Raw genomic sequence first — 15704 nt, forward strand, 5'->3', positions numbered from 1 at the left:
TTGGTTTTTATACGAATTGCATTAATAATCCCTTAATTTTGTTCGAATATAATATTGCCCAAATATTAGTCATTTAGATTTGTTTGGAGCACTAATACCCATGAAGAGAAAATTTGATTCGATTGCTCATGAACGGCACTACTACAAGGAAACTGGTAAAAAACTTGTGGCCATACAAGATGAACAGGAACATCGAAAAATCGATAAATACATGAAGAAACATTCAACCACGCCTCCTCGCACCTCACGTGAATCTGGTTACTCTGTTTATCTGTTTAAAGGAAAACACATCGAAGTCAACTCTTCAATGGTCAAAAGACAAAAGATAGATAACGAGCATTTTCTCATTTCAAGAGCGGTAAATGCACCTGCTTTGCCTGTCTCTTGTTTGGCCTCAACAGAGCATGTTATCGCTATGCAAGATAAGGTAGAGGATTTTAAATCGGAATTTGAACCCTCTACTAAGCAAAAGGTCATGTATCAAATCCTACTGTCCTGTTGTTCTAAAAAATTGAAAATTCAACACGAAAAGCGAGCCCTATTAAATCTTCTAAAAAAATACGATGACACATTAAGTAACGAAAATGTCCGTATTTCTTATAATAAGAAAAGGTCCGTTTTTGAAATCACCGTAGGTACCCAAGTTGCAGATATTCAATTACTTGTTCGCGCGTTAAGCAGCAAGTCTAAATATAAAATAATTGATTGCGATTTTAAGGGTATTGGCCTAAATGAAGGCGTGTGTTTAGTGAAAAAAGATGCCTCCAACCCAATTCATGCTCTGGCAAATATTGCCAACTCTGATTCAGAAAAAGGGTTTCTTGAAAGAGATGCTGGTAGCACATCAGGACTTTATACCGCGTCATATCAAGACAGTCAATGGACTTTTAATTTCTTCACAAGCTTGGATGATCTGCGCAATAAAACAGAATACCCAGAAGATACGCTGGCTATAAAAATAGTTAATTCAAACTAACTGGATGGATCGGGTGGTGGTAATAGAACCCACGTTATCCGCTTGGTACACTGAATGTCTCCCCTTGAACTGGGGGACTAACCAACATTTGATTGCTGCGACAAAACCCAATTTCGCACCAAAATGAAATAAAAATATCAAATCGTAGGTTTTTTAATCATTCCTTAATGATTGAGGTATACAATATCAGTTCAATTAGTTCGAGGATTAAAAGATATGGCACGTCATGAGTATCCTAGCCACATTCAATATTTTGGTCAAAAGATGAAATCAAGAATTTCACTGAAACCCGAGTTTAAAAATGAAAGAAAAGCAATGCGATATCTCCCAGAATCAGATGCTAACAACGTTTATTTAGACAAAGAGAAACAAAAGAAACACACCATTCAATGGCTTGATGAAGAGAATCTTGCTGTTGATAGAAAGGGTTTAATTTTAAGTGGTGAATACACTTTTATACTCACCTGTGAAGAAGAGCCAAAACTTATATGTAGCGCAAATTTACATCATTCCTATATGGCGAATGGGAAAAAAATTTTAGCAAGCGGGAGTCTTACTTTTGAACGAGGTAAATTGGTAAAAATATCCAATAACAGTGGGCATTATAGACCAACAGATGATGAAATGTTGGATGCAATTAAAGCCTTATATATTGCCAGTGGGGGCTCTCTAAAAACCTATAAGAGTTTTTCTACCACAGAGCAACATGTGTACTCCGTTAAACAACTTTTTGCGGTTGAACATTTCAATGAAGTTAGCCCATTAAGCGAAGAAGAAAGTCCTAATCTAAGCGAAGTAATTGACAGTGGTTATGATATTGTTATTGCTTCAAAGAATACTAAAGTGCCTCAAGATAATTCCCGCTACGGAAAGGGTCTTAAACAAGAGCTTGAGTTATTGTATGGCAAAATAATTACTAAATATTCAGCTTTATATGCTCCAATTAAAACTCATGATTCAGTTGATGCAGGTCAATCTCCCATAAATACTCCAGGTTAAACCGATCTGCCCGTATGGGGGTAGACCAATTTTCAGTGATTCTATGCATAGCTTATCAAGCTCTGGTGTCATTTTATGAGGGTATCTGAGCAAGTAATCTAACCTCGAGAAATCAGACACCGCCCTCTAGTAAGATTAATCCATACCAAAACCTAATAGCAGACTATAGAAAAGGCCAGTACGCAGTGACTAGTTAAATTAAGTAGACTTAATTCAATTAATTATTAAAATGAGCAAGTTAGCGAAAAAGTTACACGCAAAACAACTTGGTCGCTCACGTTTAAATCAAAATTAATTGATCTGAGTTGAGGAAATTTTCATGCCATTTTTTAAACCTATTGGTCGTGACAAGGATGCGTCCTTTAAGGCTAAAGCAGCTAAACCAAATCACCAAAGAGCTGTTGAAAATAAAATCGTCCCCAAAATGCAATTTAAAAAACCATTAACCGTAAATGAAGGTTATTTTGAAACCCTACCTTCTGAAATCATTCAACACGTTATGCTGTTTTTAGATGTTAAAACCTTAGGGCGATTAGCATCAACAAATTCTGCCATCCGTGATTTAGTAAGCCAATTTCCAGGAGAAGTTTCTGTTAAATTATTTCAATCCAACCACTGTGGAACATTCTCAGAGTTAAACAGCAAATACCAACATTTTTTAATTGCAAAGAATGCGCGTCAGCGCGAATTAGATGCCATTAATGGAATGAAAGAGTCAATTAAACAAAAGAAAATCGAATTAAGAGGCAAGATAGGGCCATCGCATAAATACAACTGTATAAGCCAAGAAGAAAAAGCGCTTACCTTTGGCTTTCTTTTATTGGGTATTGTTGGTGGGGGTTTATTTTCTTGCTGCTTTCCAATTGAATGTGTTGTATCAGGTTTAATAGGTGGTGCCGTAGCAGCACCAGTCCCCTTAGCAGTGTCACGGACAAAAAAATGCCTTTGCCAAGCTTGCATTGAATGTAAAGAGAGCGAGATGATAGAGAGAGAAGCCAATTTAGAGAGCAATTTCCCAGAACCCAGTGCAAATCAGATCTGATTTTAGATGATGTTGGATGCTTACAATAAAATTACCATTCCCTGCAAGCGCATGGGGGTGGTGGTAAAAATTTGCACATATTTTGAGGGTTTGCTATATACTTATAATACACTTTTTAATGCGAATGATTCAAAGACCTACGCTTTTTAAAAGAGTTGAGCCAACCATGTATAGTCAAATTTTAATCGATAACATCAATATTCTTTCCGAACAAGCGTTAAGTTCTCCTGAAACAATTAAATTAGAAAAGCCAATGTCTGAGCGATTGAAAGAGACTGTCTTTTTTCACCGGAAGGCAATATCAAAAATTATTCACAAAAAAGACCATCGATTATTGGTAATTTGTGGGCCCTGCTCTATTCATGATTTAAGCTCTGCCATGGAATATGCTTCGCGTTTGGCTGAGCTGAGAAATAAATACATTCAGCATTTGTACATCGTCATGCGAGTATACTTTGAAAAACCGAGAACGACCGTAGGCTGGAAAGGGTATATCAATGATCCACATATCGATGGAACGTTTGACTTGGAGTATGGTTTAAGAAAAGCACGTTCACTCCTTATAGACATCAATGAATTGGGCTTACCCATAGCAACCGAAGCCCTGGATCCAATTACTCCTCAATACATTTCAGACTTGGTTTCTTGGTCTGCCATTGGCGCAAGGACCGCTGAGTCTCAAACTCATCGAGACATGGCCTCTGGTCTATCGATGCCCATTGGATTTAAAAATGGCACGGATGGAAGTTTATCCGTTGCATTAAACGGCATGATTGCTGCGACAAAGCCACAAGTTTTTCTGGGAATGAATTCACAAGGAAATGTCTGTTTATTAAGGACTAAAGGAAATTCAGACATACACCTTGTCTTGCGCGGAGGGAACAAACCCAACTATGAGAAAACGGATGTTCTTGCGGCAGAAAAAGCATTAAAAGAGCTCCAATTACCCTCCAGTATTATGATTGATTGCAGCCATGGTAATTCTAATAAAGATCATCGTAGACAACCAATTGTTGTCCAGGAGGTATTAAATCAATGTTCTAAAGGATCAAAATCCATTATTGGAATCATGATCGAGTCTAATTTGTTTGAAGGTAATCAACCAAGCAATGTTCCCAAAAATGAACTGAAATATGGGATTTCAATTACTGATGCCTGCATAAGCTGGGATACTACCGTGGAAGTTCTCTCATTGTGCAATGAGGTCATGCAAAAAGCCCGTTGAGAATTCGATTTTAACGGTGTAATACGATCTAAATAGAGTGATTTGTATGAGCACTTTACTAAACTTGCGACAGCGAATTGATGAATTAGATGGTCAATTGATAGAAATTATTAAGCAGCGCTTGGATCTTGCAAGAGAAGTCTACGCCTTAAAATCAATGAGCGGATTGGGTATTTTTGATGCTGACCGAGAACAAGCGATTTTTGATCGCCTTCGCATAACAGCCAATCAGCAAGGATTGTCTACTGATTTTGTGATAGACATCATGAGGCGAATTCTCAGTGAATCCTATCTTCAAGCAAAAAAATCGCCGATTTATCAGGTCAATCCTGATGTTCGCAAGATTGTTATTGTGGGGGCCAATGGAAAAATGGGCGCTCTATTTGCGAATCAATTTAAATCGTCTGGTTACCATGTACAAGAGCTCGACAAAGAGAGCGTACCCTACACAACTCAAGCATTCGAAGAGGCTGGATTGGTATTAATTTGTGTGCCCATTGAAGAGTTTTTGAGTGTCATTTCAGAGTTACCTCCTTTACCCAAGCACTGTATTCTAGCAGACATTACCAGCGTAAAATCAAAACCCATGAAAGCGATGCTTGAGGCTCATCAAGGGCCAACCGTTGGTCTGCACCCCATGTTTGGTCCGAAGGTAAAGACATTAGCCCATCAGTTGATCGTCTATTGTAAGGGAAGAGAAACAGAAAAATCCGATTGGTTGATTAAGCAACTAAACATTTGGGGGGTCCGTATCGAAATGTGTAGCCCTAAGCAGCATGACGAGATGATGGCTTATGTACAAACGTTAAATCACCTTACCTTTTACGTGATTGGTACCTTTCTTATCAACGAGAACATTAATTTAGATTTACTCATTCGTTTAGGCACCCCCAATTCTAAAGTGCTTTTAGGTTTAATTAAGCGGTTTTTGGATCAATCGCCACAACTCTATTGGAGCCTATTCAATGCATTAGATCATAATGCACTGGTAGGCAGCAGATTTCTTAAACACCTTGAGTCAATACTAAAAACCATATGGGAAAATGAACCCGAACAATTTATTAACCAGTTTAATACCGTTAAAATCGCTTTCGAAAAAATGACGCAGCCTTAAGCGATGTCATTAGGTTCGTCTATCTGGCCGCATTGGTCCGCTTGCTGACGCGCGCGGCTCGGTTTCTTTTTTGCTGTTTGAATCAAATGCTACTCACAGGAGGGAGTGAGTCGGTCCGCTTGCTGACGCGCGCGGCTTGGTTTCTTCTTTGCTGTCTGAATTAAATCTTAGTTACAGCAGGGAGTGAGTTGGTCCGCTTGCTGACGCGCGCGGCTCGGTTTCTTCTTTGCTGTTTGAATCAAATGCTAGTCACAGGAGGGAGTGGGTCGGTCCGCTTGCTGACGCGCGCGGCTCGGTTTCTTCATTGCTGTCTGAATCAAATGCTAGTCACAGCAGGGAGTGAACCGAGCCGCGCGCGTCAGCAAGCGGATACGGAACTATCCGCTTTCACGAATGACGCTTCTTAAGGGAGTGCCATTAGGTCATGCCCAGACCTTGCTAAATGATCCCGCGTCAATGGAATTTTTGTCGCGAATCGTTTAATTTTAGCAAATTGCGATATATCCCTCATCATAGGAGAATGAACATGGCACTTAACTATATCTGTTATATCCGTAATGGACATTTGCAAATTGAAGATGCAGATGCAGCGGGAGGACCTAAATCAGATGCAACACTGTATCCGAGTGACTCAGGATATCCTCAACGTGTGCACTTTCAGCATCCTGGAAAACATCCTTATAATCAGCATAGCAAAGAAGCCTTGGCAGTCGCAGCACACAATGCCTGGTCTGCAGCCAGTTATTCGGATGTTCCCTATCAGAAAGGGGGAATAAATGTTCTACACGGGCATGCGCGCAATGTATCTTATGCTAGGGTGCAGGCTTTAGTGGCTCCTACCGAAGATCTGGAACCGATTGTATCAGCGTTAAAAATGTAAAAATTTGATGCTTGCAGAGAATCATGAACAATAGGGGCACGTCTTTTGACAAAGGGATTACTTCCGTTTGAGTCATGACCTAACCTACACTTGCTTTATCTGTAGAAATATAGGACTGATTTTTAATGACCTTGGGTCATCTTTTTTAGCTAACGGGATGGTTAAGGGCATGCCTCCATGAAATACTACATGCTATAATAATACGGTGTACTCACAGGGAGAAAGTTGTGATGTTAAAAAACCATCAGGCTTGGCAGAAATTATTATTTATTATGATTTCTTTGGTTATCACGACATCTCTTTTTGCGATGAATTTCCCGAATAAGCCGGCGAATGATAGTTTCATCGTTGATGAGGCAAATCTTATTGATCCCTCCACAGCAAAACAAATTAATGAACTGATTTTTCAAGTATGGAATGAACAACGCATTCCCATTTATGTAGTAACCATTCCATCGCTTGCAAGCTATGACGCTTCAGGGGTGGGCATCGAACAATACGCCTCTCAATTATTTAATCACTGGGGCATTGGTTCACCAGATCGTAACTATGGTGTTTTATTGTTGGTTTCAAAAGGGGATCGAAAAGCGCGTATTGAATTAGGGAAAGCCTATGATCATCGCTACGATAATGAAGCAACAGACATTATGCAAAGCCTGATTATTCCTAATTTTATTAGTGATGATTATGCGACAGGTATTTCAGAGGGCGTGAGTGGGTTAGCTGCCCTCGTTAGAGGGCAAAACATTCCCCTACCAAAAAAGCCGTGGTGGGCTTGGCCGTTATTTATTGGTAGCGTCATTTTAATCACTGCAGTGATTGTTTCACTGTTTAAAAATGGTCGAAGCGGATGGGGATGGGCCCTCATCATCCTATTAGCTACGATCATAGGCTATCTGTTGTGGGCTGCTACTAAAGCAGGCGGAAGTGGTGGTGGGTTTGGAGGAGGATCTTCAGGCGGTGGTGGTGCAACAGGATCTTGGTGATGATAGGTTCATAATAATTAAGGAGTAAGGGATGAAAAAAGCCAGTCATTCATTAACTACCGAGCAAATTCAAGAATTAGAAGAGGCCATTGCTCATGCTGAACACAACACCAGTGGTGAAATTGTTCCTGTGATTGCTACTTGTTCTTCTCATTATCATCATGCAAATATGGTGGTGGGGTTTGTTTTTTCGTTGATTGCTTTTGCCGTATTATGGTGTATGACCGAAATAAAGCCTACCTCTACGTGGAGTGAGGAACATGTTCTCTCAGTTGGTTTGCCTATTTTTTTATTCACAGAAATTGCTGCCTTTATTTTAGGAATGCTTTTTGCGGGACTAATTCCCCATTTGAAATTATTTTTTATTTCGCAAAAGGAAATGCAGCAGGAGGTAACCCGCGCTGCACATCAAGCGTTTTTTAATTTACACGTCGCAAAAACACCCACGAGTACCGGGGTGGTGATCTATGTATCTCTATTTGAACACCTTGTTTGTGTACAAGGTGATACCGCTATCAGTGAAAAATTATCCCAAGAAGATTGGCAATACATCAACGATTTGGTGATTCAAGACATTAAGAATAATCAATTAGCGAACGGATTGAAAAAAGCGATTTTAGAAATGGGAACATTGCTAGCAAACTATTTTCCCGCTACCCCTATTAATTCTAATGAATTACATAACAAAGTTTATTTGTTGGACTAGAATAACAGCGATGCACAATACCCGTGCCTGGCCTTTAATGGTGTCTTTTCAATTTGATCTTGCCTGCTAAGACATCACCAAACGATGATTCAGATATTGCCTATACTTTTGGTATAAGTTCTTTCATAGAGTTTACTTATGCCACGTCCAGTTATTGGTTTAGTTTGTAAAGATCTGAAAATGGGGGTGTCCTTTTATCAGCAACTCGAAGCCATGATGGCTATACTATGGCCAGATGAAACACAAAGACCGATTATCTATGGTGAATTTGGTTTAGATTCCAGCTCAACTGCTGATGTGGTTAAGTCTAAGAGCTGTGATTGTATTTTTAATCTAAGTCCTGAAGTAGTCGTCGACTCAGGTGATTTACCAGAATTACCTAAAAAAACTAAAAATTTAATGAATGAATTACGCAGCCAATCTGGTGTTGTCTTAACAGCACAAGAAGCTCGAATCTTTCATAAGCTGTGTTTAAGAATGGGGGAATATACTCCCCCTGCGCAGCCTAAAGTTGACGATCATAATGTTGTAAGCGTTATCGGTGGAATGGGGCCTATAGCTGGTGCTAATTTTTTAAGGTCACTAGCAGAAAGTTTGGATGATATTGACGTTGATGAGGAAACAACAATTAAGCTTTATTCAAATCCTCAATTACCTGGAAAACATATACCAAGTAACGAATGTATTGATTGTATCAAGCATACTGCAGATTATTTAGGGCGCTTTCGAGATTTTGTAAATAACGCGAAAGGTGTCTTAGTTGCTCCTTGCAATACCTTTCATACTAATGTTCCAAATTTAAGCTATATTTCCGCAATTAATGAAAAAATTCTTCATATTGTTAAACAAGTTGAGACAAGGATGTTTAGTGATGATAGATTTCAGACCGTTGCAGTAATGGGAGCAGAGCGGACAGTGGATAAAGGCTTGTATGAAGGCATTTTTGAGGGATCAGGCAAAACTATTTTTTCTTTGAAAGATCATCCAAAGTATAAGAAGTTAGTCCAAGAAGGAATAAACTTGGTAAAAGCAGGGCAAGCAACTGCTGGCGGCGATAAATTTCGTGAGGTTATTGATTTTATTAAAGAAAAATCACCTGGTTCGCCAATAATTCTAGGTTGTACTGAAATAGTAGTGGGTTGTAAAGCAGTAGGTATGGTGATTGAGTATCCTTTATACGATTCTGCAAGTATTTTAGCAGAGGCTACTGCACAACAAGTCTTGCTTTCATCTTCTGAGCCACGAAATGAGCAGTTTCAAGAAAGTAGAGACATCGATCATTTTGTGTTCTCTTTAAAACAAAACATCACCCGTTTTCAATTACTAGAGTCTAAAAATGGAAGAAATATAGACGATAAATGCGAAGAATTACTTGAAAAGATAACACAAATATTTACAGATAATAAAAAAGCCCCTATTCAGAAATACAAAGAAATTCTTAAAATACTAATTTCTGATTTTGTAGATCCAAAAATGAATTCACAGCTTAGACCACTCCTTGGAAAACTCATTTCACCAGAGCTCCCTAATTTGGATCTTGCTCAGTTAAAAGAGTTTAGTGCTCAACTCGATAAATTACCTGAGCCCCAAGCAGAGGTTCAGGTCCAATTAGCTGCAAAAGGCTCTGAATAATGCGTACTCCGTTGCAAGCAATTCCCCTGCGATTCTGAGAAGATACAACGGTCGTTATTTTGGGTTCTCTTAATCCAAACTCCAATTGGTCATGATGAGATTGAATTGATTATTAATTCAGCAATTTGGGTTGTTGTTGTCCTTTTTTTGTGGTAAAATACCTTTAATTGTTAATCAAGATTCGCTTGTTTGATGAAGACTGCAAATACTACCTATACAACCAGCAATTCTGTTTTTAAGGCTCGTTATCCAAGTCATAAACTCATTCCGGACTCCTTTTCCCTTTGAGCGCTTTATTGCGCGCTAAACAATCCTAGCGATATTAAACAAAACCCAGAACTCGATCTTACCGTGGTGATAAGTGGTGGATTAAGTGCAATTGGTTTTGACCCTATACGATATCGTTCCTTGCGGACATGGCTTTAGCTAGCACCAACGTGCATGCTGCTGAAAGTCTGTGCAGGAGCGACCAAGAAAGAGTAGTTAGAATGAAAGAGAAAAATGACCAGATGAAAAAATCGAACACGCCAATGCAAGCAGTCCAAAACAAGCCTAAGGTCCTTGAGACATTTCCTCAATTTATAAGTTCCTGCCCTTATTTGCTGGCTAAACTAGACTATGACCTCGAACGCGCTGGAACGAAAGTCGATTATGGAAATGAGACATGCAAACAAAAAAAAGGAATTTTCGTTTCAGAAATTATTAAAAAGCAAATGGACGCAGTTATGATGGTCCAGCGGTTAAATGAAGTTTATCAAGATCCAGATAAAAAACTATTTACTGTGGTTAAGTCCTCAAGTGGCCAAGGTTTTCGGATACAAGTATCATTTCATCGGATTGATGATTACGATAAAGAAAACAAAAAGATATTTAATCAAGTTTTAATGGAATTGAAACGTTCATTTTCATTTAAAATCAATGACGATGTCCTGAATCCTCAACAAATTACAAAAGTTGACTGGAGTAGTGATCAAACATTCCCAGCTAAAATGCCAATATTCTTTGGTGTTCGTGGTGAATTCTATGGAGGCAGGTCTAAAGAATTTGTAAAGAACACTTTAGTGACATCCTTCATTGATACTACCAATTCAATATCCAAATTATTTAATGACAATCTAAAGCTAGTGGAAGAGGGTCATAGAGCGGATGAATATTTCCTCGAACCCAAAGTGAGTGTAAAAATAGTCCGTATATTTAATAGCCTGCCTGCCCAACTTAAAAGCAGGCCTGGTCGAGAAGCATTTAAAAATGAAGTCGGTGGACAAATCATTCAGGGTATAACCGGGATGGATAAAGACTCATCGAAATACCTTGCACAAAACTATTTAAGACCAGAGGATATTGGGCGTCTTTCACAACTCAATAGGGGGACTAGGGAAATGGCAACCAGTTTTTTTAAGAAACAGGTTGCAAGTTCGAAAAACGAACCAGAGTCCTCTAATAATTCAACTCTAAAAAAGGGTTAGTGATGGTTTTTTAGCCATCACCCAAAATAAAATTGTCTTAACAGGTCAAACCATAGGGGGAGTCCTTAAATAACCGAATCACCTCTTTTAACTTGTTGTAATCAGCCCTTAAAAGAGGTGGGCATCAACAAGACAAAAGTAACATCCCATGTTATCCCGATTAAAAAATCGCCTGCGGTTGTTTAATAATTTCTTAATAAAAAACGGGTATAATTGAACAATTGTTTCGCAATACGAACATGATTCATGTTGCATAGTATGGAAGTAATCCTGATGTTAGCAGTACTAGAGCTTAAAGCCCATCAAAACTTGAGACAGTGCTCTGTTGCTGAAATCGTTCATGCCATTGAATTCCCAAGCCATAAAATCCCTGCACACTAACAACCACTCATTAAGAGTATTACGCCAGTTTTTGCGACGTTGCCAAGGCATCTGTAGGCTGGCTGTCCGCTCCCTTATGGTGGCTCGGTTGTTCGCGCTTGATTAAACATTGCCCCCAATCCAGTCCAATTCAATCCGAGTCGCTACCATAGGGGTGGCGCATAGCACCACGCGTTTCAGATCGGTCGTAATCTCTTAATAACCCGTAAATACCACATTATTGAATAGTAACTAATGAAGAGTTGATGGCCACATGAATACAGAGAACCCTAGAAACCAACAAGAGAAAAAAAACGAATCGCCCGTCGATGTGTTAACCGATTGCCCTAGTCGGAAAAACATAGAACCTATTCGCCAAGAGGAGGTTCTCAATGCGATTGGAAACGTATCTAGTACTCCACGAGAGGGTAGGCTCAAGGTAGTAGTCCTCGAGAAAGATGCAAAGGGATTTACCCTTTTACATTATGCCAGTTTCTTTCCAAATGAGCTGAAAACCATTTTGGAACTTTTGCCTGAAGAACAACGGATGACGGCAATATTCTATCCTTCTGTCAACCTCATTGATGATGTCATTGACCGACCCCAATCGTTGAAGGCTGTTTTAGACGTTTGCTCAGAGGAGCAAAAAATTGCCGTGCTCAAGACCAAGAGTCCCCACCTCCAATCTATTTTATATCGGGTTGCGATGAACACCGAAGTGCTAAGAGTCATTCAAGAGTCTTTAAATGAAAGCCAACACCCATTTGCAGTAGAGTTGAACGATAGAATAAGCAGTATTTTAAATCTGAAGTTGGCAATAGACCTTATGCGCCAGTATGGAAAAAGCCTAGAAGCCCTCAAAGGCGCTACTGTCGTTACACTGGCCGATGGCCTAGAGCAGCAAGTGAATGACTTTTTGCAGAGCATAAAAACAAATCCAAAAGAGATGAAGAAAAGGCTAGAGGACTTTAAACGGGAGTTTATCGTCCTTCTAAACAGCAAAAACAAAGAGATGCAACATCATCGAGCCATTTGGAAACCGATTGTTGCCAATGTATTGATTGCCTTATCCGGGATTGGATTATTTTTACTGGGCTGCAGATTGGCGAAGCAGGTTTATTCCCAGCAGCCCATGACGGTCAATAATTGTTTGTTTTTTGCAAAAACGTCCTCTGAAATTAAACAACAACAGGTACAAAAAAGATTGGATGCATTCATCACCGCTAATGTTGTCTGAATTTTGATAAAATGAGACCTCTGTGTAAGCGTATTCAAAGAGCATCTTTTTAATCATCTTCGTTCTACTCACTCCAGGGGGTGATAATACTTAGGGCCAGTATTGTCACGACAATTATCAATCGGTCAAGTTCCCCTTGTTCAATTCAATTGTAAACAATTTTTGAAGAGAATTAGTATGGCTGTGTTGTTTGATCTAGCCTACATTGGTGTTCGGGGCTATAAGTACAACATATTCTTTTCAACTATACTTTGTATTACTACAGGCGAGGTCGTTATGTACAGAAAGAAAGTTGGTGCCATTATTCTTATCCAAGCAGCATGGGATGTGTTGAAAAGTAATAAATACATGATGATTTTCCCATTATTGTCCTTGATTAGCGTTGTCCTAATTCTTTGCTCCTTCACACAATCATTTACCCAAATGATGAATTTTTCAGAACCTACGTCTATTTTAGAATACGCTAAATTATGGTTATTTTATTTTATCAATTATTTTATTATTACTTTCTTCAATGTGGGGCTTACATGTTGTGCCCTAAGAAGAATGAAGAATGAAAGCGCCTCTTTTAAAGACGGTATTTTAGAAGCCTGTAAAAAGGTCCATCAGATTTTGGGTTGGTCTCTGTTTTTCGCCAGTGTTGCATTGATTATACGCATTATCGAGGATAAATCGTCTTGGGTTGCTGATTTTATCATGAATATTCTCGAGAGTGCTTTCACGTTGGCGAGCTACCTGATGATACCTGTCATGGTGGCTGAGAATAAAAACCCATTTGCGGCGTTGAAAGGCTCTGCCGAATTGTTTAAGAAAACATGGGGCAATCAAATCAAGGGCGAAATTGGAATGGGGTTGTATTTTATTTTATTTGCGGCACCAGCGATTCTGCTATTCGTTATAGGGATTACAACATTTGGTGATAGCCCAAGCATCATGTCAATATTTATTACGCTAGGTGTGGCTTACCTATTGATACTATGGGTAGCGCAAGCAGCTTTGGATACAGTGTATCGGGGGGCGCTTTATGTTTACAGCAAAACCGGTGAAGTACCAGAAGGGTTTGAAGCAACAATCAATAGAGTAGAACCTTCAGAGTCTGACCCAATTGACTTTTATTAATACAACTACTATTGAGGGTCTTACCCCAGGATTTCACGTCACTTTATGGGCCTATGGAAGTACAACCAGTCATAGGCTATACTTTTTTTACTTCTATCAAAAGTGAGACTCAACATGGGAAAAGGAACTCCAGTGGAATTAACAAAAATTAAAAAAATTGTTGCTGAAATTCAAGAATTTCCAGCTAAGATTGATTCTGAAGAGCAGGCTAAAAATGCACGACATTTACTGAAAAAATACGCCGTATTGTCTGAAAAAATCGAGAGGAACATATTAATTACTGCCGCACATCAAAAGGAACTTGCAAAAATTCGTACTGAAGAGTTCAAAGCCATTAGGCGTACACTCAAAGAAAAAGCAAATATAATCCTACGTGCAAAAGACAACAAGAAAGTTCAGAGTGAAAAACCTGCGAAAAAAACCGTAAAATCAACAGCCCCCAAAAAAACCACAAAAGCGGCTGATGCTGCAGTTGCAAAAGACACCGATACTAAAAAAGCCGTTAAAAAAGCAGCACCTAAACCTAAAAAAGTTAGCGCTTCTAAAAACGCTGAATAATTGGGGTCTGTCGTAAAAATAGGTGTTGGTTGGGGGCAATGCCCTCTGCGGCGTCATTCCCCTCCAAAGTCATTTTCTAAAAAACTCCAATCGAGCACCTGGTAGAATGGTCGTTGTTTTTTATTAATAAACAATGTGTTACAAAAAATACCGTTTCTTGTTTTTTTTGCAGGCTATTTTGGAGTCCTAACATAGTTTCCAATTCAATGAGTGAATTGCTTCTGATTTTTTGGACAAAAATAGCTGGTTTATTGACAAATGAAAATTAAGTTCTAATCTTAATATTGTGCAATGCAACAAATGGAGAGAATAATGCATAATGAATACCTTAAAGGGATTAGTTTAAATCCATTGATAAAACCGGTACAGGAATTACTTGAGTTGAATGCTAAAACAGTTCAAAGTCTGGTTTATAATAATCCACTAGAACTATTTAGTGTTAAAAAACCAGAAGAGTTTGTGGAGAAAAACGTTGATGCATTTATACGTTATGGCCATAACGCATTGAATTACATCCAAGACGTGATTCGCATTATGGATAAACAATGGATAAGTATATCTAAAGAATTAAAGGATCAAACCAAACAATCCATTCAAAGGTCACAAAAACAAGCTAGCAAATCTACTAAAGTTGTAGCGAAAGCAGCAAAAAATAGTGTGAAACGGACTAAGTCAGCTACAAGCAAAAGTGCTAAGCCAGCCGTGACCAAGAGTGCTAAACCAGTTGTGAGCAAGAGTGCTAAGCCAGTTGTGAGCAAAAGTGCTAAGCCAGCCGTGAGCAAAAGTGCAAAACCAGTTGTGAGCAAAAGTGCTAAGCCAGCCGTGAGCAAAAGTGCTAAGCCAGCCGTGAGCAAGAGTGCTAAGTCAGCCGTGAGCAAAAGTGCTAAGTCAGCCGTGAGCAAAAGTGCTAAGCCAGTTGTGAGCAAGAGTGCTAAGCCAGTTGTGAGCAAGAGTGCTAAGCCAGTTGTGAGCAAAAGTGCTAAGCCAGTTGTGAGCAAAAGTGCGAAGCTGGCTATTCAATCTTATGAACTGAATAAACCACAAACGACAGGCTTTAATAAACCAACAGTTATGCCTTCTTCTTTAGTTCATAAGGAAGACATTAAGGTCGATAATAAAAGTCAGAATGTAAAAAATATAAGCTCAAATTTTCCAAAATTTGGAAAAGAAGTGATTGCTGAAATAAAGACTGATCCATTTAAATAATCCTATTTAAAGGCTTATCGTCAATAAGAGGATCAATGGGATAATGTTCATTGTTCCTCTTATCCTTTTATTTTCCCACCAGCATGCTTAGTCATGTAGTCTTTCATTGCCAGGACTTCTAAATAACTCCCAACATCTAATTGATATTTGGAGTAAAATTTATCTGATTTTCGATCAAGCTCATGCCGAACTCAGCTG

At 39.0% G+C, this 15704-nt stretch carries 14 protein-coding genes; all 14 read left to right on the forward strand.

All coding sequences use genetic code 11. The features are described 5' to 3' along the window. Nucleotides 1–100 precede the first annotated feature (100 nt). The 14 genes from Lwal_RS04975 to Lwal_RS05040 all read left to right on the forward strand — a co-directional run bounded on the left by Lwal_RS04975 (nucleotide 101) and on the right by Lwal_RS05040 (nucleotide 15506). The gene (locus Lwal_RS04975) at nucleotides 101–976 is read left to right on the forward strand and encodes a hypothetical protein (RefSeq protein WP_058479820.1); all 876 of its coding nucleotides are present in this window, start codon (nucleotides 101–103) and stop codon (nucleotides 974–976) included. A gap of 216 nt (nucleotides 977–1192) precedes the next feature. Continuing rightward, nucleotides 1193–1975 (forward strand): hypothetical protein, encoded by a 783-nt coding sequence (locus tag Lwal_RS04980; RefSeq protein WP_058479821.1) that lies wholly within the window; start codon nucleotides 1193–1195, stop codon nucleotides 1973–1975. 319 nt (nucleotides 1976–2294) lie between these two features. Then, nucleotides 2295–3017: an F-box protein gene (locus Lwal_RS04985; RefSeq protein WP_058479822.1), complete on the forward strand. Its 723-nt coding sequence runs from the start codon at nucleotides 2295–2297 to the stop codon at nucleotides 3015–3017. Between the two features lie 166 nt (nucleotides 3018–3183). Then, nucleotides 3184–4242: a 3-deoxy-7-phosphoheptulonate synthase gene (locus Lwal_RS04990; protein WP_058479833.1), complete on the forward strand. Its 1059-nt coding sequence runs from the start codon at nucleotides 3184–3186 to the stop codon at nucleotides 4240–4242. A gap of 46 nt (nucleotides 4243–4288) precedes the next feature. Beyond that, on the forward strand, nucleotides 4289–5356 hold the full coding sequence (gene tyrA, locus Lwal_RS04995) for a bifunctional chorismate mutase/prephenate dehydrogenase (protein ID WP_058479823.1): 1068 nt from the start codon (nucleotides 4289–4291) through the stop codon (nucleotides 5354–5356). 526 nt (nucleotides 5357–5882) lie between these two features. Beyond that, nucleotides 5883–6236, forward strand: coding sequence for a hypothetical protein (locus Lwal_RS05000; RefSeq protein WP_058479824.1), 354 nt, complete (start codon nucleotides 5883–5885; stop codon nucleotides 6234–6236). A 230-nt stretch (nucleotides 6237–6466) separates the two neighbouring features. After that, nucleotides 6467–7222 (forward strand): TPM domain-containing protein, encoded by a 756-nt coding sequence (locus tag Lwal_RS05005; protein ID WP_058479825.1) that lies wholly within the window; start codon nucleotides 6467–6469, stop codon nucleotides 7220–7222. Between the two features lie 31 nt (nucleotides 7223–7253). Beyond that, complete coding sequence (locus Lwal_RS05010; RefSeq protein ID WP_058479826.1) at nucleotides 7254–7928, forward strand: TPM domain-containing protein; 675 nt, start codon at nucleotides 7254–7256, stop codon at nucleotides 7926–7928. Nucleotides 7929–8066: 138 nt separating this feature from the next. Beyond that, a complete protein-coding gene (locus Lwal_RS05015; RefSeq protein ID WP_058479827.1) occupies nucleotides 8067–9560 on the forward strand; it encodes an aspartate/glutamate racemase family protein in 1494 nt (497 codons plus the stop codon). Between the two features lie 488 nt (nucleotides 9561–10048). Then, nucleotides 10049–11026: a hypothetical protein gene (locus tag Lwal_RS05020; RefSeq protein ID WP_058479828.1), complete on the forward strand. Its 978-nt coding sequence runs from the start codon at nucleotides 10049–10051 to the stop codon at nucleotides 11024–11026. A gap of 634 nt (nucleotides 11027–11660) precedes the next feature. Next, nucleotides 11661–12623 carry a hypothetical protein gene (locus Lwal_RS05025; RefSeq protein WP_058479829.1) on the forward strand — a complete coding sequence of 321 codons (963 nt, stop codon included), beginning with the start codon at nucleotides 11661–11663 and terminating at the stop codon, nucleotides 12621–12623. 177 nt (nucleotides 12624–12800) lie between these two features. After that, nucleotides 12801–13742: a DUF6159 family protein gene (locus tag Lwal_RS05030; RefSeq protein ID WP_058479830.1), complete on the forward strand. Its 942-nt coding sequence runs from the start codon at nucleotides 12801–12803 to the stop codon at nucleotides 13740–13742. Nucleotides 13743–13856: 114 nt separating this feature from the next. Further along, nucleotides 13857–14300 carry a hypothetical protein gene (locus Lwal_RS05035; protein ID WP_058479831.1) on the forward strand — a complete coding sequence of 148 codons (444 nt, stop codon included), beginning with the start codon at nucleotides 13857–13859 and terminating at the stop codon, nucleotides 14298–14300. Between the two features lie 312 nt (nucleotides 14301–14612). Next, nucleotides 14613–15506: a hypothetical protein gene (locus Lwal_RS05040; protein ID WP_058479832.1), complete on the forward strand. Its 894-nt coding sequence runs from the start codon at nucleotides 14613–14615 to the stop codon at nucleotides 15504–15506. Nucleotides 15507–15704: the final 198 nt, after the last annotated feature.

This window comes from Legionella waltersii, from assembly GCF_001468085.1.
Taxonomy (GTDB): Bacteria; Pseudomonadota; Gammaproteobacteria; order Legionellales; family Legionellaceae; genus Legionella; species Legionella waltersii.